The following is a 19,778-nucleotide window of genomic DNA, read 5'->3' on the forward strand; positions in this document are numbered from 1 at the left end:
GGACGTCAGGGGCAGAATAGATGGCTTACTTCAAATCCGCATCTTCAAAACTGAAACCCGTGTCCGGCATAATCCAGAATCCGGTCAAATTTTTACTGTGTGCCGAAACCAGTTTTTCGACGACCAGAGGCACCCACGGAGACTCTTTCCAGATGATATCCTGCGCCTCTTTGTACAGGCGCGCTTTCTCCGTCGGATCGTTGGTTTTCAACGCGTCCGCCAGAAAGCTATCCACCTGCTTGTTACTGTAGAACGCGGTATTAAACAGCGTTGGCGGCCAGTTTTGCGAAGCGAACAGCGGCGATAATGCCCAATCAGCTTCCCCCGTAGAAGCGCTCCAGCCGGTATAGAACAGTTTCACCCCGCTCTCTTTCTGCCCTTTGCCTTCCACTTCCGCCGCACGCTGCCCGGCATCCATCGCCGTCACCTGCGCTTTAATGCCGACCTGCGCCAGTTGTTGCTGAGTAAACTGCAGCACTTTTTGCGCGGTACTGTGATTATGCGACGACCACAGCGTGGTGCTAAAACCATTCGGATAACCCGCTTCTTTTAACAGCTCGCGCGCTTTTGCCGGATCGTACGGCCACGGCGTGTAGCTTTGCGCAAATGCAATCGCCGGTGGCAGTACGCCGGTGGCAGGCGTCGCATAACCGGCAAATGCCACTTTCACCAGCGCCTGGCGATTAATGGCATAGTTGAGCGCTTCACGCACTTTGACATTATCAAACGGTTTCTGGGTGACGTTTATGCTGATGTAACGCTGCATAATAGAGGGACTGGCGACCAACTCCAGGTTTTTGTTTTTTTCAAGCAATGCGGCTTGCTCGTAAGGAATTGGGAAGGCGAATTGTGCCTCGCCCGTTTGCAGCATGGCCGAGCGTGTATTGTTGTCCGCCACCGGTCGCCAGGTGATGCTGTCTAATTTCGGTAACCCTTGCTGCCAGTAACCGGCGAATTTCTTCACTTTGACGAAATCAGTCTGGTTCCAGGTATCAAACTCATACGGACCCGTCCCGACTGGATGAAATCCAATCTCTTTACCGTATTTTTCCAACGCCTTCGGGGAAATCATCGCCGTCGCCGGATGCGCCAGAATATTGATGAATGCAGAAAACGGTTGTTTCAGCGTGATGTTCACCGTTGTGGGATCTACCACGTCCGTTTTGGCGATGATCTTGTACAGGTTGTAACGTTTAAGACGGCTTTCCGGGTTACTTGCCCGGTCCAGATTGACCTTTACCGCCGTCGCAGTAAAGTCGGTGCCGTCCTGAAACTTGACCCCCTGACGCAGTTTCACGGTGTAGATCAAACCGTCGTCGGACACGGTATAGCTTTTTGCCAGCACGTTTTTAAGTTTCATATCCTTATCAAGGCCAAACAGTCCCTGATAAAACGACTTCGCCACCGCCTGCGATAAGGTGTCATTCGCGTCATACGGATCGAGTGTCGTAAAGTTGGAGCCTACCGCCACCACCACATCTTTCGCAGCAAATGCAGGCGATGCCGTCAACGCCGACGCAACGCCTGCTGCAACCAGCCAATTCCGGGCAACAAATTTAGTCATATTATTCTCCTGAAACCCTGTGTGTCCGAATGTTATAAACGCGAAAGCGCATTTTCCGGCTGCGGACGCGCAACGTAATGACCCGGCCCAACCAACTGCAATGACACGGGTGTAATGTGTTCCCCTCGCTTGCGAATATTGCTGGGAATATCATCGGATAACAGCACACGCTGCGGCCGATGCCGGGAAGGATCGGCCACCGGGACGGCCGCCATCAACTTACGGGTATACGGATGTTGCGGGTTTTCAAACAGGGCGCGGCGAGGACCGATTTCCACGATTTGCCCCTGGTACATCACCGCCACACGATGGCTGATTCGCTCAACCACCGCCATATCGTGGGAGATAAACAGCCAGGCAATCCCCATATCCCGCTGAAGATCAAGCAACAGATTGATTATCTGTCCACGAATAGACACATCCAGCGCGGAGACGGGTTCATCGGCAATGATCACCTTGGGATTGAGCGCCAGCGCGCGGGCAATGCAGATTCGCTGACGCTGACCACCGGAGAACTCGTGCGGATACCGCCAGGCATGCTCCGGGCGCAAACCGACACGTTCAAGCAGCCAGGCCACTCGTGACGCCGCCGCATCACCCTGTAGCACGCCATGAACGCTCAGCGGCTCCATAATGGAGTATCCCACCGTCTGGCGAGGATCAAGCGAGGCGTAAGGATCCTGAAAGATAAACTGAATATCCCGACGGAGCGCCTGCAATTTGCCCGCAGGAAGGATGTCAATACGCTGACCGTTGAAGGTAATCTCTCCGCGTTGCGATTCCACCAGTCGTAATAACGCGCGTCCGGTCGTGGATTTGCCGCAGCCGGATTCCCCCACCAGCGAAAGCGTTTCGCCCGGCCAGAGATCAAAACTGACGTTCTCTACGGCATGGACTTCCTGAGTCACCCGGTTAAAGATGCCGCTGCGCAATGGAAAACGCGTCACCAGATTACGCACCTGCAAAATAGGCTCACCGGCGACGACCGTATCCTGTTCTGTCTGCAGTTCACGCTGTTGTGGGTCGCCGGGTGAAATGAGCGGAAAACGACGCGGAAGCGCATGTCCGCTCATCGCCCCCAGTTGCGGTACTGCCGCCAGCAATGCCTGGGTATACGGGTGCTGCGGGGCATGAAAAATCTGCTCAACGCTGCCGGTTTCCACGGCCTCGCCCTGATACATCACCAGAACCCGATCGGCGACGTCAGCCACCACCCCCATATCATGGGTGATAAAAATCACCCCCATCGACATCTCCTGCTGTAACACTTTGATCAATTGCAGGATCTGCGCCTGAATTGTGACGTCCAGGGCCGTCGTCGGTTCATCCGCAATCAACACCGCCGGACGACACGACAGCGCCATTGCGATCATCACGCGCTGGCGCATACCACCGGAAAGCTGGTGCGGATAACGGGATAAAATGGCTTTTGCTTCGGGGATACGCACCTGATCGAGCATCCGCTTTGCTTCCGCCATCGCCTCTTCGCGACTGGCACCCTGATGCAAACGGATCGATTCGGCGATTTGCTCTCCCACGGTAAACACCGGGTTGAGCGAGGTCATCGGTTCCTGAAAAATCATGGCAATATCCGCGCCACGCACACGCTGCATCTGAGAAGCGTTTTGCTCGCCCAGCTCAATTACCTGACGATTACGCCGGCGCAGGAGCATTTCATCACACTGAATCTCTCCCCCGTCCTGCTCAATCAGACGCATCAACGACAGCGCAGTAACCGATTTTCCCGATCCCGACTCGCCGACAATCGCCAGCGTCTCTCCACGCTTGAGGCGAAACGAAAGATTGCTCACCGCGTTAACGCGTTGCTGCTCTTGTGAAAACGCAATATTCAGATTGCTGACGGCCAGTACATCGCTGGCGTCCAGTTCGTCACTGTGTGGCAACGGTATCCCCTTTTTCCCGGTAGATCCCCGTGGTTGGCGTATCCCCGGCATATCCCCAGGCACGATACATACCTTCGCAGTTAAACGGCAGGGCGACATTTCCTTCATGATCGATAGCGATTAATCCACCGCGACCACCCAGCGCCGGTAATTTTTCCATCACGACGCGCTCACAGGCGTCGGCAAGACTCAGCCCGCCGTAATCCATCAACGCGGCGATATCGTAGGCCGCCAGCGTGCGGATAAACACCTCGCCGGTTCCCGTACAAGAGACCGCGACGCTGGCATTATTGGCATAGCACCCTGCGCCCACCAATGGGCTATCGCCGACGCGGCCAGGCAGTTTATTGGTCATGCCGCCGGTTGAAGTCGCCGCCGCCAGATTGCCGTCTTGATCCAGTGCGACGGCACCGACAGTGCCCATTTTATTCATCTCATCCAACGGCGCGCCGCTGTGGTCGAGCGCGGTTTTACCTGCGGCGCGAGCCGCCAGCAACTGTTCGTGGCGCTCGGGAGTCGAAAAAATATCGGGTGAAACGCGCGCCATCCCCTGCGAAAAAGCAAAATTTTCTGCCCCCTCGCCCACCATCATGACGTGCGGGCTATGCTCCATCACCAATCTGGCGGCGAGCACCGGATTACGCAACTGGCTCACCCCGGCAACAGCACCGGCTTTCAGCGTGTTGCCATCCATGACACAGGCATCCAGTTCGTGGGTTTCATCGCGGGTAAACACCGCGCCAATACCGGCATTAAATAAGGGACACTCTTCCAGCAAACGCACTGCTTCTGTCACCACGTCGAGCGCGCTTTCCCCCGCTTCGAGCATCCTTTGCCCTGCTTCAACAATGTCCGACAACGCCCGGATGTAGCGCTGTTCTTGCTGTTGGCTCAATTGCGCGCGGGAGATGGCGCCTGCGCCGCCGTGTATCGCAATGACTGCTTTGCCCATTTTTGTCGTCCATTAACGGTGGCACATACTTTTGCTATAAATATCAGAATTATTACGAATTCTTCATTCAATTTTTGAATATAGAAAGATGCAAGCAGCATGTAAAGGTTACGACCGGGGTGGCATACAGTCTGCCTGCATTTTCTGACATAATAGCCGGATTCGAATTTGCCACGCAGGAGTATTTCCATGGAATTTACCGCAGGATTAATGCCGCTTGAATCGGCACTCACGCAAATGTTATCGCGCATTACCCCGCTTACCGCCGTCGAAACGCTACCGCTGGTGCAGTGTTTTGGTCGCATTTTGGCAAACGACGTTGTCTCTCCCCTGGATGTGCCGGGGTTTGATAACTCCGCGATGGACGGCTACGCGGTACGCTTAGGCGATCTGGCCTCCGGTAAACCGCTTCCTGTGGCCGGAAAAGCCTTTGCCGGGCAGCCTTTTCAGGGTGAATGGCCGACGGGGACGTGCATCCGCATTATGACTGGCGCCCCTGTCCCGGCAGGCTGTGAAGCGGTAGTGATGCAGGAACAAACGGAACAAACTGACGAAGGTGTCCGCTTTACTGCGGACGTTCGCGGCGGACAAAACATTCGCCATCGCGGAGAAGATATTAACGCGGGCGCCGTTGTGTTTGCAGCGGGAACACGCCTGACCACCGCAGAGCTGCCGGTGCTGGCTTCGCTGGGCATCCCCGATGTCCCGGTGGTCCGTAAAGTGCGTGTGGCGCTGTTCTCGACAGGCGATGAACTGCAACTGCCAGGCCAGCCGCTGGGCGACGGGCAAATTTATGATACTAACCGCTTAGCGGTACATCTGATGCTGGAACAGCTCGGTTGCGACGTTATCAACTTAGGCATTATCCGCGACGATCCGCATGCGTTACGCACCGCTTTTGTGGAAGCTGACAGCCAGGCGGATGTGGTGATTAGCTCCGGTGGCGTCTCTGTGGGCGAAGCGGACTACACCAAAACGATTCTGGAAGAGTTGGGCGAAATTACGTTCTGGAAGCTGGCCATTAAGCCCGGTAAACCCTTTGCGTTTGGCAAGCTCAACAACAGCTGGTTCTGCGGTCTGCCGGGCAACCCGGTCTCCGCCGCGCTGACGTTTTATCAGCTCGTTCAGCCACTGCTGGCCAAACTCAGCGGCAACACCGCCTGTGGACTGCCTGCACGCCAGCGGGTACGCACCGCTTCTCGCCTGAAGAAAACCCCAGGGCGTCTTGATTTTCAGCGTGGCGTACTACAGCGCACAGCCGACGGTGAACTGGAAGTCACTACCACCGGACATCAGGGCTCGCATATTTTCAGCTCATTTAGCCTGGGGAACTGCTTTATTGTGCTGGAGCGCGATCGTGGCAATGTGGAAGCGGGCGAATGGGTGGAAGTCGAGCCGTTTAACGCGCTGTTTGGAGGTCTGTAATGGCTGAGCTCAGCGACCAGGAGATGATGCGCTACAACCGGCAAATCATTCTGCGTGGCTTCGATTTTGACGGGCAAGAAGCCTTAAAAGCGGCACGCGTGCTGGTGGTAGGGCTGGGTGGACTGGGATGCGCGGCTACGCAATATCTGGCAAGCGCGGGGGTAGGTAATCTGACACTGCTCGATTTTGATACGGTGTCGGTTTCCAATTTGCAGCGTCAGACGCTGCACAGTGACGCGACGGTCGGGCAAGCCAAAGTTGAATCCGCCCGTGACGCGCTGATGCGTATCAATCCGCATATCATCATCTCCCCGATTAACGCTCTGCTGGAGGATGAAGCCCTTCATACGCTGATCGCTGAGCATGACCTGGTGCTGGATTGTACCGATAACGTAGCGGTGCGTAACCAGCTCAACGCAGGATGCTTCGCCGCAAAAGTGCCGCTGGTTTCCGGCGCGGCTATCCGCATGGAAGGCCAAATTACCGTCTTCACCTGGCAGGACGGTGAACCTTGCTATCGTTGCCTGAGTCGTTTGTTCGGCGAGAATGCGCTGACTTGCGTGGAGGCGGGCGTCATGGCGCCGCTGATCGGCGTGATTGGCTCGTTGCAGGCCATGGAGGCGATTAAATTACTGGCGCAGTACGGAAAACCCGCTTCCGGCAAAATCGTCATGTACGACGCCATGACCTGCCAGTTCCGCGAAATGAAGTTAATGCGTAATCCAGGCTGTGAGGTGTGCGGGAAGTAACCCCGTCAGGGTGGGCATGGAGCCCACCCGGTATCAGAACTTACAGAGATGTCCGCCCAAAGGCGCACTGCCAGTCGTGCTCAAATTTCTTCACCGCCGCATCCACTGCCGGAGAGCTGATCAACAGCTGGGCAACATCCAGTGGGAGCGTAATGGATTCACATCCTACCAGCAGGCAATCCAGCGCCTGACGCGGCGTTTTAAAGCTGGCCGCCAGAACTTTAGCGTGCGGCGCATGCATGTGCAGCAGTTGCTGGAGTTCATTGACCGTCTGAATGCCATCACCGCCCTGCGCATCGAGACGGTTCACGTACGGCGCAACGTAATCCGCCCCAGCCAGCGCCGCCAGCAGCCCTTGCGCAGCACTGTAAACCGCCGTACCCAGCGTTGGGATACCTTCAGATTTCAGCAATTTAATGGCGGCCAGACCTTCTGAGGTGACAGGGATCTTCACCACGATGTCAGGAATAATCGCCCGCAGTTGGCGCGCATCGCCGACCATTCCTTCTGCCGTGGTTGCCATCACCTGGGCAAACAAACGTCCTTTCCCGCCCATCGCTTCATACAGCTCAGGCAACAGCACATCCAGCGACTTTTTACCTGCGGCAACAATGCTGGGGTTAGTGGTTACACCCGCCAGCGGAAAAACGCGCGCCAGGGCTGCTACGGCATCGACATCAGAAGTGTCCAGATAGAGTTCCATAATCATTCCTCAAACTGTGAGATTTAGCATGGATTAACGATAGCACGGCAAAACCTCTCGGTTAGTTGACTTGCGTCAATATAACTTTCATTCGAAAGTAATTTAATCTTTATACGAAACAAGAGGGCCGATTTATGATTTTCAACATTCAGCGCTATTCCACTCACGATGGCCCAGGTATACGAACCGTGGTGTTCCTCAAAGGCTGCTCCCTGAGCTGTCGTTGGTGCCAGAACCCGGAGAGCCGCGCACGTACGCAGGATCTTTTATACGATGCGCGTTTGTGCCTGGAAGGCTGCGACCTCTGCGCTCAGGCCGCGCCAGGTGTGTGCGAACGTACGCTGAATGGCCTGCTGATCCACCGTGAGAAACTGACCGACGCTCATATGAATGCACTCACCCACTGCTGCCCGACGCAAGCGTTAACCGTGTGCGGCGAGATGAAAAGCGTGGAAGAGATCATGGCCACCGTGGTGCGCGATAAACCCTTTTACGATCGCAGCGGCGGTGGAATTACCCTCTCCGGCGGCGAACCGTTTATGCAGCCAGAACTGGCGGCCGCGCTCTTCAAAGCCAGCCACGACGCAGGCATTCATACTGCCGTTGAAACCTGCCTGCATGTGCCCTGGAAATACATCGAGCCCTCGTTACCGAATATCGACCTGTTTCTGGCAGACCTGAAGCATGTTGCCGACGCCCCGTTCAAACAATGGACCGATGGCAACGCCGCACGGGTGCTGGAAAATCTGAAAAAAGTAGCCGCCGCAGGGAAAAAAATCATTATTCGCGTGCCGCTGATTCAGGGTTTTAATGCCGATGAAGAAGCAATAAAAGCCATTACCGATTTTGCCGCCGACGAACTGCACGTCGGTGAAATCCATTTTCTGCCCTACCACACGCTGGGCATCAACAAATACAACTTACTCAGTCAACCCTACAACGCCCCAGACAAACCGCTTGATGCGCCTGCGCTGCTAGACTTTGCTCAACAGTACGCCTGCACGAAAGGTTTGACCGCGACTTTACGAGGATAATTCCCATGACCACACTGAAACTGGATACACTCAGCGACCGCATCAAGGCACACAAAACCGCGCTTATCCATATTGTGAAACCGCCGGTATGTACCGAGCGCGCCCAGCATTACACCGAGATGTACCAGCAGCATTTGAATAAACCTATTCCGGTCCGTCGTGCTCTGGCGTTGGCTCATCATCTGGCGAAACGTACCATCTGGATCAAACACGACGAGCTGATCATCGGCAACCAGGCAAGTGAAGTCCGCGCTGCGCCTATCTTCCCGGAATATACCGTCTCGTGGATTGAAAAAGAGATCGATGACCTCGCCGATCGTCCGGGCGCCGGTTTTGCGGTCAGCGAAGAGAACAAACGCGTGCTGCATGAAGTTTGCCCGTGGTGGCGTGGTCAGACTGTTCAGGAACGCTGCTACGGTATGTTTACCGATGAGCAAAAAGGTCTGCTGGAAACGGGGATCATCAAAGCGGAAGGCAACATGACCTCCGGCGATGCGCATCTGGCGGTCAACTTCCCGCTGGTGCTGGAAAAAGGTCTCGACGGTCTGCGTCACAAAGTCGACGAGCGTCGTTCCCGCATTAATCTCACCTGCCTGGAAGATCTCCACGGCGATCAGTTCCTGAAAGCGATTGATATCGTCCTCGATGCGGTGAGCCTGCACATCGAGCGTTTTGCCGACCTGGCACGCGAAATGGCGGCCACCGAAACGCGCGAAAGCCGCCGCGACGAACTGCTGGCCATGGCGGAAAACTGCGATGTGATCGCCCACGAACCGCCAAAAACCTTCTGGCAGGCGCTGCAACTGTGCTACTTCATCCAGCTTATTCTGCAAATTGAGTCTAACGGCCACTCCGTCTCGTTCGGTCGTATGGACCAATACCTCTACCCGTACTACCGTCGCGACGTCGAGCTGAACCAGACGCTGGATCGCGAACACGCCATTGAGCTGCTGCACAGCTGCTGGCTGAAACTGTTGGAAGTGAACAAAATCCGTTCCGGTTCCCACTCCAAAGCGTCTGCCGGTAGCCCGCTGTATCAAAACGTGACCATTGGCGGTCAGAATCTGGTTAACGACCAGCCGATGGATGCGGTTAACCCGCTCTCCTACGCCATTTTAGAATCCTGCGGTCGTCTGCGCTCAACACAGCCAAACCTCAGCGTGCGCTACCACGCAGGGATGAGCAATGACTTCCTCGACGCCTGCGTACAGGTGATTCGCTGCGGCTTTGGGATGCCGGCCTTTAACAACGACGAAATCGTCATTCCGGAATTTATTAAACTCGGCATCGACCCGCAGGATGCCTACGACTACGCGGCTATCGGCTGCATCGAAACCGCCGTTGGCGGCAAGTGGGGTTATCGCTGCACCGGGATGAGTTTTATTAACTTTGCGCGTGTGATGCTGGCGGCGCTGGAAGGCGGTCGTGACGCCACCAGCGGGAAAGTCTTCCTGCCGCAGGAAAAAGCGCTCTCTGCCGGTAACTTCAATAATTTCGACGAAGTGATGGAGGCCTGGGATACCCAGATTCGCTACTACACCCGTAAATCGATCGAAATTGAGTATGTGGTCGATACCATGCTGGAAGAGAACGTACATGACATTCTCTGCTCAGCGCTGGTCGATGACTGCATCGAACGCGCGAAAAGTATCAAGCAAGGCGGCGCGAAGTATGACTGGGTTTCAGGTCTGCAGGTGGGGATCGCCAACCTCGGCAACAGCCTGGCCGCCGTGAAAAAACTGGTCTTTGACCAGGGTGCGATTGGTCAGCAGCAGCTGGCGGCAGCACTGGCTGACGATTTTGAGGGATTAACTCACGAACAGTTGCGCCAGCGTCTGATCAACGGCGCGCCGAAGTACGGTAACGATGATGATAGTGTCGATACCCTGCTGGCCCGCGCTTACCAGACCTATATTGACGAACTGAAACAGTACCATAATCCGCGTTACGGTCGTGGCCCGACGGGTGGCAACTACTATGCCGGCACGTCGTCTATCTCCGCAAACGTCCCCTTTGGCGCTGCGACAATGGCAACACCGGATGGCCGCAAAGCCCATACGCCGCTGGCAGAAGGCGCGAGCCCATCTTCTGGTACTGACCACCTCGGCCCCACGGCGGTGATTGGCTCCGTCGGCAAACTGCCGACCGGCTCCATTCTCGGCGGTGTGCTGCTCAACCAGAAGTTGAATCCAGCCACCCTGGAAAATGAGTCCGACAAGCAGAAGCTGATGATCCTGCTGCGCACCTTCTTTGAAGAGCACAAAGGCTGGCATATTCAGTACAACATCGTGTCACGTGAAACCTTGCTGGAAGCGAAAAAGCACCCGGACCAGTATCGCGACCTGGTCGTGCGCGTCGCAGGCTATTCCGCCTTCTTCACCGCGCTCTCTCCGGATGCTCAGGACGATATCATCGCCCGTACCGAGCATATGCTGTAACCTTCATGCCCGGTGGCGCTACGCTTACCGGGCCTACCCGTTTCTCCCCCCTGGCCGGGTAAGGTGCAACCGCAACCCGGTGCTTTCACTTTCATTCGAAATTAAATTTGTGCTTCAGGTCACATTGTTATTAGAATGTTGCTGGTCGCAGTAATATTCTGGAGAGCAATGTATGACCGTAAAAGTTATCGTCACCGATATGGACGGGACTTTTCTCGACGACGCCAAGCAGTACGATCATGCGCGTTTTATGGCGCAGTATCAGGAACTGAAAAAACGCGATATTGAATTTGTCGTCGCCAGCGGCAATCAGTATTACCAGCTCATCTCCTTCTTCCCCGAACTCAAAGATGAAATCTCTTTTGTCGCCGAAAACGGCGCGCTGGTTTTTGAGCATGGCAGGCAACTGTTTCACGGCGAATTGACCCGACACGAATCGCGCATCGTGATCGGCGAATTATTAAAAGATAAGCAACTCAATTTCGTCGCCTGTGGTTTGCAAAGCGCTTACATCAGCGAAAATGCCCCTGACGCCTTTGTATCGCTGATGTCAAAGCACTATCACCGCCTGAAACCGGTGAAGGATTTTCACGACATCGACGACGTACTGTTTAAATTCTCATTGAACTTAGCGGATCAGCAGATCCCCCAGGTGATCGACTCACTGCATACCGCGCTGGATGGCATTATGAAACCGGTCACCAGCGGATTCGGTTTTATTGACCTGATCATTCCAGGCCTGCATAAAGCCAACGGCATTAGCCGCCTGTTAAAACGCTGGAATCTGTCACCGCAAAATGTGGTCGCCATCGGTGACAGCGGTAACGATGCGGAAATGTTGAAAATGGCGCGCTACTCGTTCGCCATGAAGAATGCCGCAGACAGCATCAAAGCCCTCTCCCGCTTTGCCACTGACGATAATAATCACCAGGGCGCGTTGAACGTCATTCAGGCCGTGCTGGATAACACCGCCCCATTCAATGAGTGAATCAGAAATCTGAAGCGGGTGCTTTAATGCCAATTCGTTGAGGAATGAGGGAGAACCTTTGACTCTGGTGAAGGGTTCTCCTTAATTCCTGAACGCCCCTTTAGAGCATTGCGCTCCAGTTTTTACTCCTCTCTTTGCATTCTTTTCACACTGTCGAAAATTTCAACTTGCATTAACTTATTTTTAACTTAAAGTATCACTTGTAAGTTATATTTCTTTCGAATGAAAGTTTATGTGAGGTGTTTATGGCTCTTACCTTTACAAGCGATACGTTACCCGCCGACCACAAATCCGCTATCCGGCAGATGAAGAAAGCGCTGCGAGCACAACTCGGTGATGTTCAGCAGATTTTTGACAAACTCAGTGATGTGATTGCATCCCGCGTGGCGGACATTAATGCGCGTAAAGCACGCGGCGAAACTGTCTGGCCTGAACTCACTTACGCTGACATTCAGGCAGGCCGCATCACAGAGGCGCAACGAGAAGAGATTAAACAACACGGCTGCGTGGTCATTAAGCGTCATTTCCCACGCGAACAGGCGCTGGACTGGGATCAGTCGATGCTCGACTACCTGGATCGCAACCATTTTGACGAGGTGTATAAAGGCCCCGGCGATAACTTTTTCGGTACCCTGTCTGCCTCCCGACCGGAAATTTATCCGATCTACTGGTCACAGGCGCAAATGCAGGCGCGTCAAAGCGAGGAGATGGCTAACGCCCAGTCGTTCCTCAACCGTTTGTGGACCTTTGAACGCGACGGCAAGCAGTGGTTTAACCCGGATGTGAGCGTTATCTACCCGGATCGTATTCGCCGCCGTCCGCCGGGAACCACCTCAAAAGGTCTCGGCGCACACACTGACTCTGGCGCCCTGGAACGCTGGCTGCTCCCTGCGTATCAGCAGGTCTTCGCCGATGTGTTTGGTGGCAATATTGATCAGTACGATCCGTGGAACGCAGCGCACCGTACCGAAGTGGAAGAGTACACCGTGGATAACACCACCAAATGTTCGGTGTTCCGTACTTTCCAGGGCTGGACCGCGCTTTCCGATATGTTGCCCGGCCAGGGATTGATGCACGTGGTGCCGATCCCGGAAGCGATGGCGTATGTCCTGTTGCGCCCTCTGCTGGATGATGTTCCGGAAGATGAACTGTGTGGCGTCGCGCCGGGCAGAGTATTGCCCATTTCTGAACAATGGCACCCGCTGTTAATTGAAGCGTTAACCAGCATTCCGCAACTGGAAGCCGGTGACTCGGTCTGGTGGCATTGCGACGTCATTCACTCCGTGGCCCCCGTTGAAAACCAGCAAGGCTGGGGTAACGTGATGTACATCCCCGCCGCGCCGATGTGCGAAAAAAATCTGGCTTACGCGCATAAAGTTAAAGCAGCCCTGGAGAAAGGCGCCTCGCCGGGCGACTTCCCCCGTGAAGATTATGAAACCAACTGGGAAGGACGCTTTACGCTCAATGATTTGAATATTCACGGTAAGCGTGCGCTGGGTATGGCTTAATCGTCATACAGCCCTTCTCTCTCTACGGCGGTGCGTCGTTTTCCCTGACGTATCCGCCGGACAGATTCGCGTATTGCCAGAGAGCCATTGAGCAACAGCGTCCCAACCGGCGCATCGGGGCGCATCAACCGTTGCTGGAGCATATGCACGGCCTCAATTGCCAACGCATCGCGCGGGACATGAACGGCGGTTAAGAGCACATCCTGAATCGTTGCCAGATTAAATCCGTCGATACTCATGACCGAGACATCCTGCGGCACACGCAATCCCTGCTTTTGCAGCGCGCTGATTGTTCCTGCAGCCATAAAATCACCGCCCACCAGAAACGCCGTCGGCAGCGCTTTGGCTGACGTTTGCTTTAACCATTCGCTCACCTGCAGTTCCGTTTCTTTCGCACTGAAACTGGGCACCACCAGCAAATCGCGTTGATCATTAAACGTCAGATTATGCGACTGCCAGGCATCGCGAACGCCCGCCAGCCGAAGCTCCATCGTGTAACGACGAAGACAAAACACGTTCATGATTTCCCGGTGGCCCATTTCAAACAGATATTCAGCCGCCAGCTCACCAATTGCGCGATGGTCGGGCGCAACTGCAGGTAAACGCATTCGTCTGTCACGACAGTTGATCAGCATGCAGGGTTTCCCGACATCCACCACCAGATCATGAATATGCGGATCATCGATACCCAGCAACATCACCGCCTGCGTTTCCGGCTCATTAATGCGCGTCAGAAAAAGCTGGGCATCGCTGTCCAGTTCTTCCAGCGCGCAGTACCGTAGTCTGACCTCATGGGAAGCCAGACCTTTACTTAAACTTTGAAGAACCCGGTAGTAAAAGATGTCGGACCGCTCATCAAACGCCCGCTGCGGCGCAAATACCAGCAGGTTATTGAGCAGCAGCCGCCCCGCCGCCATACCGTCCATCACCCCCAGTTCCCGCGCGCAGGCCAGCACTTTATTGCGTGCCTTTTCACTGGTGTTGGCCTTCCCGGCGAGCACCCGGGAAACGGTGCTGATGGAGAGCTGCGTACGGGCGGCAATTTCGGTGATTTTGAGCCTTTTATCCATTTTGTGATCTTGCTCCATCAGGCAAATGAAAAAATTTTCACAACCCTCAGATTAAGCTGTAACGGGTGTCCGGTGCATCATGACAAATAAAAGACAATCGTTATGAGAAAGTTTGCACAAAATCCGCTATTAGCCGCCCATTTTCTCCCTTAAGGTGAATTTGTTACACAACTCCCATACTAGTTGTACGTCAGCTTTAGACCATAAAACAGATAAGTATCAAACTGATAAAAATCTGTATGACAACTGGAATGAATTTTCCCTGTATCGTCCGTCTTGTGGAGAAAGAAATGAGTCAGGACATTAACAACACAGTTACGGCAAGCAAAACCCGCCGTGTCATGAAAAACTTGCGCTGGTATATGTTGGTGCTGTTTTTACTTGGCGTCACGGTTAACTACATCACGCGAAACTCGTTAGGTATTTTGGCCCCGGAGCTCAAAGACAGTCTGGGTATTACCACCGAACAATACTCCTGGATCGTCGGCGCCTTCCAGCTCGCTTACACCCTTTTCCAGCCCCTGTGCGGCTGGCTGATTGATGTGATCGGCCTGAAGCTCGGCTTTATGATCTGCGCTTGTTTGTGGGCCATTGCCTGTATCGCTCACGCTGGCGCCGGGAACTGGCTGCATCTGGCCATTCTGCGCTTCTTTATGGGCGGCGCAGAAGCCGCTGCCACCCCGGCCAACGCCAAAACCCTTGGCGAATGGTTCCCGAAAACCGAACGCCCGATTGCCGCTGGCTGGGCTGGCGTGGGTTTCTCAATTGGCGCGATGTTAGCGCCGCCAATTATCTACTTTGCCCACGCCTCTTTTGGCTGGCAGGGTGCATTTATGTTCACCGGCGTGCTGGCGCTGCTGTGGGTGATTCTGTGGTGGGTGTTCTACCATAACCCGGAAAAGCACCCGAATCTCGGCAAAGATGAACTGGCCTGGATCAAGCAAGACAACGAGCCCGCGCCCGTAAAACAGCCCTTCTTCACCGCGCTGAAAGGCGTCGCGAAAAACAAACGTTTTTATGGTATTGCCATCCCGGCATTTATGGCAGAACCGGCATGGGCAGTGTTCAGTTTCTGGATGCCGCTCTACTTCGCCAAAGAATACAATATGGATCTCAAGCAGATCGCCTTGTTTGCCTGGTTGCCGTTTCTCGCCGCCGATCTCGGCAGCGTAGCAAGTGGCTATCTGACCAGACTCTATACCCGCCTGTTCGGCTGCTCACGCGTTAACTCAACCATTGCCAGTTCCGTCACAGGTGCGTTCCTGATGATTTCGCTCGCCGTCGTTGCGATCACCCGGGATCCCATTATCGCGGTGATCCTGATGTCCATCGGCGGTTTCGGACATCAGATCATCTCCTGCATGCTGAGCGCACTGGTCGTGGAGTCGTTTGATAAAGGTCAGATGGCGACCGTCAACGGCATGCGCGGTTCGGCGGCGTGGATCGCCAGTTTCCTGTTCTCCCTTTTGATTGGTGTTACCGCTGACAAAATCGGCTTTAACCCACTCTTCATCGCCATGGGTTTCTTCGACCTGATTGGCGCTATTTTCCTGGTGGCATTTATTGCTGAACGTCGCGCCAAGCGCGCTTGATAGTGGATGTATTGCATATGAAAACCCTGAAGAACTGGACCGTTGATAAACAATCAGCGCATCATCTGGAGCTGCTGGTGGATAACCAGCACCGCGTATGCCTGTACGTACTGGAAGAGAATCTGTTCCGCGTACTCATTAAACGTAAAGGCGAGCTGGCGCTGGACAGAACCTGGAGCATCGCACCTAAACACGATGTGCCCTGGGAGGGGCGCTCTCGCGATGACCTCAGCGGTTTTAGCTGTCCGGCGTGGACCCTGGAGCAGCGAGACGAGACAGTGACGATCAGCACTGAACAACTGCGCGTCACCGTCCACCAGCCGCTGTGGCTGGAGTGGCATTATCGCGATGAGGCGGGCGACTGGCAGCCGCTGGCGAGCGATCGCAGCACCAGCGCCTATCTGCTGAACGCCCACGGTGACGGCGTGGCGCACTACCTGAGCCGTCGTAAAGATGAGCGTTTTTACGGGCTGGGTGAGAAAGCCGGTAATTTGCAGCGCAACGGTAAACGCTATGAGATGCGCAATCTGGACGCGATGGGCTATAACGCCGTCAGTACCGATCCGCTGTACAAGCATATTCCCTTTACCATTACCCGCCGCGATGATGTGAGCTACGGTCTTTTTTATGACAACCTGAGCAGCTGCTGGCTGGATTTGGGTAATGAAATTGACAACTACCACACCGCATATCGCCGCTGGCAGGCGGAGGCCGGTGATATTGATTACTACATCTTTACCGGCAAACGGGTGCTGGACGTCACGAAAGCCTTTGTGCGCCTGACAGGAAAAACGCTGTTCGGGCCGAAGTGGAGCCTGGGGTACAGCGGCTCAACCATGCATTACACCGACGCGCCGGATGCGCAAAACCAGCTGATGAACTTTATTCGCCTGTGCGAAGAGCACGCGATTCCGTGCGATTCATTCCAGCTCTCTTCCGGCTATACCTCGATCAACGGCAAGCGCTACGTCTTCAACTGGAACTACGACAAAGTGCCACAGCCGAAAGTGATGTCCAGCGCGTTCCATGACGCAGGGCTGAAACTGGCAGCCAACATCAAGCCGTGCTTGTTGCAGGATCACCCGCGCTATAACGAAGTGGCGGAAAAAGGTCTGTTCATTCGCGATTCTGAAACCGACGCCCCGGAACGCTCCAGCTTCTGGGACGATGAAGGATCTAATCTCGATTTTACCAACCCACAAACGATTCAATGGTGGCAGGATGGCGTGACCACCCAGTTGCTGGAGATGGGCATCGACTCCACCTGGAACGACAACAACGAGTTTGAAGTGTGGGACGGCGAAGCCCGCTGTCACGGCTTTGGTCATGAAATCGCCATTAAACACATTCGCCCGGTGATGCCGCTCCTAATGATGCGCGCCTCTCTGGAAGCCCAGCAGCGTTTTGCCCCGGAAAAACGGCCGTATCTGATCTCGCGCTCCGGCTGCGCCGGGATGCAGCGCTACGTTCAGACCTGGAGCGGTGACAACCGCACCAACTGGGACACGCTGCGCTATAACACGCGAATGGGGCTGGGGATGAGCCTTTCCGGCCTGTTTAATGTGGGTCACGACGTGGGCGGGTTCTCCGGCGACAAACCGGATGCCGAACTGTTTGTACGCTGGGTCCAGAATGGCGTGATGCACCCACGCTTTACCATTCACTCCTGGAATGATGACCATACGGTTAATGAACCGTGGATGTACCCGGGCGTGACCCCTGCCATTCGCAGTGCGATTGAGCTGCGATATCGCTTACTCCCGTATTTTTATACCCTGCTCTGGCAAGCCCATGCCGACGATGAGCCGATGTTGCGCCCAACGTTCCTCGACCATGAGCATGACGCGCAAACCTTCGAAGAGTGTGACGATTTCCTGCTCGGTCGCGATATTTTAGTCGCAAGCGTAGTGGAAGAAGGCCAGCGCCAGCGTCGCGTCTGGTTACCGGATAACGCAACCGGCTGGTACGATTTTTACACTCACGAGTGGTTCTCCGGAGGCCAGTGGATCACCCGCGATGCCCCACTGGAAAAACTGCCGTTGCTGGTTCGGGCAGGCGCCGGTTTACCGCTGAGCGAACGCATTACCCACGTCAGCGCAGAACAAGACACCACGCGCGAGCTGAAACTCTTCCCCGTGAAGGGCACGGGCACGACGACCGGTATGCTGTTTGAGGATGATGGCGAGAGCTGGAATTATCAGCAAGGCAATGCGCTGTGGCTCGGATGGGAGATGCGTTGCTGCGCCAGCGCGATCCATGTGAGCTTCACCCGTAAAGGCCACTATCAGCCCGCATGGCGCACACTGGCCGTTACGCTGGCGGGCAACGATCCACGCACGTTGTATATCGATGGCAAAGCCGTTTCACAGGATGATGCGCATTTTTGTCTCTCCGCCTCCACATTGCAGTGACATCAACGGTGAGTCCCACTTTGTGCGGTTCTTACCTGTCAACAGAGACGCCCACGACGGGCGTCTCTGGGAGAGTCGGACATCAATGGACCCCTTCACGGAGTTTTTATGAACAAGACTATCTTAGCTGTCGTTGTCTCGCTTGCGGCCTTCACCGCCCATTCAGCCTTTGCCGCCGAAGGTTTCAAACCCAATTATGATGAAAACAAAACAGGTTCATGGTCGCTGCCGCAGACCATTCCGGCGGACACAAAGGATGCCAGACACGTATGGGAAACAACGCGGCGTAGTGAAATTTTAAATCTGTTTCATGACAACGTGTACGGCAAAACTTTCACGTTTAAGCATGTGAAAGTCATCAACACATCGGCAAAGCATCCCTTAACGCTTTCGAAAGGCTATTGGCAGACGGTGGATTTATCGCTGGATGGTCGGCCTGCGCATTTGCTGATGTATATGCCTGATTCCGCCAAACCCGTCCCCGTATTCGTCGGGTATAACTTCTGCGGCAACCACGCGGTGACGTTCAATCCGGCACTGCCGGTTTCCACCCAATGGGCGAATCCACTGGTCTGCGGTAGCAAAGTCGACCCTACGCTGGCTACAACGCTGCACAATACCTTCACTCCCGCCTCGCGCGGCGTGCGCGCTTATCGCTGGCCATTCGATGATATCGTGTCGCAAGGCTTTGGTGTCGCGACCCTGTATTATGGTGATGTCGTCGCCGATAACCCTGCGGATTTTCAACGCTTTATTCAAGCAAGCCGTCCCGGCGAAGCAGTGGGCGATTATTCCGCGATTGGCGTCTGGGCTGGCGGTTTAAGCGCCGTCGCGGATTATCTGCAGACCCGTAACGATGTCGACCGCGACCGTCTGGCGGTCATCGGCCATTCACGGTTAGGCAAAACAGCGCTCTGGGCGGGTGCCAATGATGCGCGTTTTCGCTACGTCATCGCCAACGATGCCGGTGAAGGCGGCGCGGCGCTGGCACGGCGCAACTATGGCGAAACGCTGGCATCAATCACTACCGATTTTCCGCACTGGTTCTCGGCCAAATACGCAAGCTATGCCAATAACATTAATGCGTTACCCGTAGACCAGCATATGTTGATCTCCCTGATCGCCCCCCGTCCGGTGTATGTCGCCAGCGCGAAAGAGGATCAATGGTCGGATCCCAAAGGCGAATTTTTATCTGTTGTGGCCGCCAAAAGCGTCTATCAACTTTATACCGATGATATTTTTACGACCGATCAACAGCCAAAAACAGGACAGCCGTTGCACAGTCGTCTGAACTATCACTACCGGGAAGGGGTTCACGATATTTATCATTATGACTGGCAGCAGTATCTGGAGGTCGGTAAGAAATATTTGCAGGAAGACGCGTCGGTGTCGAAGCGTTAAGTAAGTGTTTGTCACCTTCCCCTGACCACAGCCGGGGGA

General features: G+C 54.8%; 14 protein-coding genes. 9 read left to right on the forward strand and 5 right to left on the reverse strand.

Features of this window, described 5'->3' with window-relative positions; genetic code table 11:
* Nucleotides 1-25: 25 nt before the first annotated feature.
* Genes gsiB through iaaA form a run of 3 tightly spaced genes read right to left on the reverse strand, consistent with a single transcriptional unit; the run spans nt 26 to nt 4,420 of the window.
* A complete protein-coding gene (gene gsiB, locus NNO04_RS05445) occupies nt 26-1,564 on the reverse strand; it encodes a glutathione ABC transporter substrate-binding protein GsiB (protein WP_271443815.1) in 1,539 nt (512 codons plus the stop codon).
* Between the two features lie 32 nt (nt 1,565-1,596).
* Entirely contained in the window at nt 1,597-3,468 is a 1,872-nt protein-coding gene (gene gsiA / locus NNO04_RS05450) for a glutathione ABC transporter ATP-binding protein GsiA (RefSeq protein ID WP_271443816.1), read from the reverse strand.
* Entirely contained in the window at nt 3,455-4,420 is a 966-nt protein-coding gene (gene iaaA, locus NNO04_RS05455) for a beta-aspartyl-peptidase (RefSeq protein ID WP_271443817.1), read from the reverse strand. The genes gsiA and iaaA overlap by 14 nt, the downstream gene beginning before the upstream one ends.
* Nucleotides 4,421-4,609: 189 nt before the next feature.
* Here iaaA and moeA point away from each other — a divergent pair, with 189 nt between their 5' ends.
* Together moeA and moeB are read left to right on the forward strand one after the other, a co-directional pair.
* A complete protein-coding gene (gene moeA, locus NNO04_RS05460) occupies nt 4,610-5,845 on the forward strand; it encodes a molybdopterin molybdotransferase MoeA (protein ID WP_271443818.1) in 1,236 nt (411 codons plus the stop codon).
* A complete protein-coding gene (gene moeB / locus NNO04_RS05465; RefSeq protein WP_271443819.1) occupies nt 5,845-6,594 on the forward strand; it encodes a molybdopterin-synthase adenylyltransferase MoeB in 750 nt (249 codons plus the stop codon). The genes moeA and moeB overlap by 1 nt, the downstream gene beginning before the upstream one ends.
* 40 nt (nt 6,595-6,634) lie before the next feature.
* On the opposite strand, the gene fsa is transcribed toward moeB, so the two are convergent.
* The gene (fsa, locus tag NNO04_RS05470) at nt 6,635-7,297 is read right to left on the reverse strand and encodes a fructose-6-phosphate aldolase (protein ID WP_271443820.1); all 663 of its coding nucleotides are present in this window, start codon (nt 7,295-7,297) and stop codon (nt 6,635-6,637) included.
* A gap of 134 nt (nt 7,298-7,431) precedes the next feature.
* On the opposite strand from fsa, the gene NNO04_RS05475 reads away from it, so the two are divergent.
* The 4 genes from NNO04_RS05475 (at nt 7,432) to NNO04_RS05490 (ending at nt 13,265) form a co-directional block, all read left to right on the forward strand.
* Complete coding sequence (locus tag NNO04_RS05475; RefSeq protein ID WP_271443821.1) at nt 7,432-8,331, forward strand: glycyl-radical enzyme activating protein; 900 nt, start codon at nt 7,432-7,434, stop codon at nt 8,329-8,331.
* Between the two features lie 5 nt (nt 8,332-8,336).
* Nucleotides 8,337-10,769 (forward strand): glycyl radical protein, encoded by a 2,433-nt coding sequence (locus tag NNO04_RS05480; protein WP_271443822.1) that lies wholly within the window; start codon nt 8,337-8,339, stop codon nt 10,767-10,769.
* A gap of 172 nt (nt 10,770-10,941) precedes the next feature.
* Nucleotides 10,942-11,757 (forward strand): Cof-type HAD-IIB family hydrolase, encoded by an 816-nt coding sequence (locus tag NNO04_RS05485; protein ID WP_271443823.1) that lies wholly within the window; start codon nt 10,942-10,944, stop codon nt 11,755-11,757.
* Between the two features lie 245 nt (nt 11,758-12,002).
* Nucleotides 12,003-13,265 carry a DUF1479 domain-containing protein gene (locus tag NNO04_RS05490; protein WP_271443824.1) on the forward strand — a complete coding sequence of 421 codons (1,263 nt, stop codon included), beginning with the start codon at nt 12,003-12,005 and terminating at the stop codon, nt 13,263-13,265.
* Here NNO04_RS05490 and NNO04_RS05495 read toward each other — a convergent pair.
* Nucleotides 13,262-14,335, reverse strand: coding sequence for a LacI family DNA-binding transcriptional regulator (locus tag NNO04_RS05495; RefSeq protein ID WP_271443825.1), 1,074 nt, complete (start codon nt 14,333-14,335; stop codon nt 13,262-13,264). The two genes, NNO04_RS05490 and NNO04_RS05495, sit on opposite strands and share 4 nt — an antisense overlap.
* Nucleotides 14,336-14,625: 290 nt before the next feature.
* Here NNO04_RS05495 and NNO04_RS05500 point away from each other — a divergent pair, with 290 nt between their 5' ends.
* From NNO04_RS05500 to NNO04_RS05510, 3 genes are all read left to right on the forward strand, one after another.
* On the forward strand, nt 14,626-15,927 hold the full coding sequence (locus tag NNO04_RS05500) for an MFS transporter (RefSeq protein WP_271443826.1): 1,302 nt from the start codon (nt 14,626-14,628) through the stop codon (nt 15,925-15,927).
* Nucleotides 15,928-15,944: 17 nt separating this feature from the next.
* A complete protein-coding gene (locus tag NNO04_RS05505) occupies nt 15,945-18,338 on the forward strand; it encodes a glycoside hydrolase family 31 protein (protein ID WP_271443827.1) in 2,394 nt (797 codons plus the stop codon).
* 108 nt (nt 18,339-18,446) lie between these two features.
* Nucleotides 18,447-19,739, forward strand: a complete 1,293-nt coding sequence (locus NNO04_RS05510; protein ID WP_271443828.1) for a glucuronyl esterase domain-containing protein — start codon at nt 18,447-18,449, stop codon at nt 19,737-19,739.
* Nucleotides 19,740-19,778: the final 39 nt, after the last annotated feature.

This window comes from Citrobacter sp. Awk 4 (genome assembly GCF_028069725.1).
In the GTDB taxonomy this organism is placed as follows: Bacteria; Pseudomonadota; Gammaproteobacteria; order Enterobacterales; family Enterobacteriaceae; genus Citrobacter_D.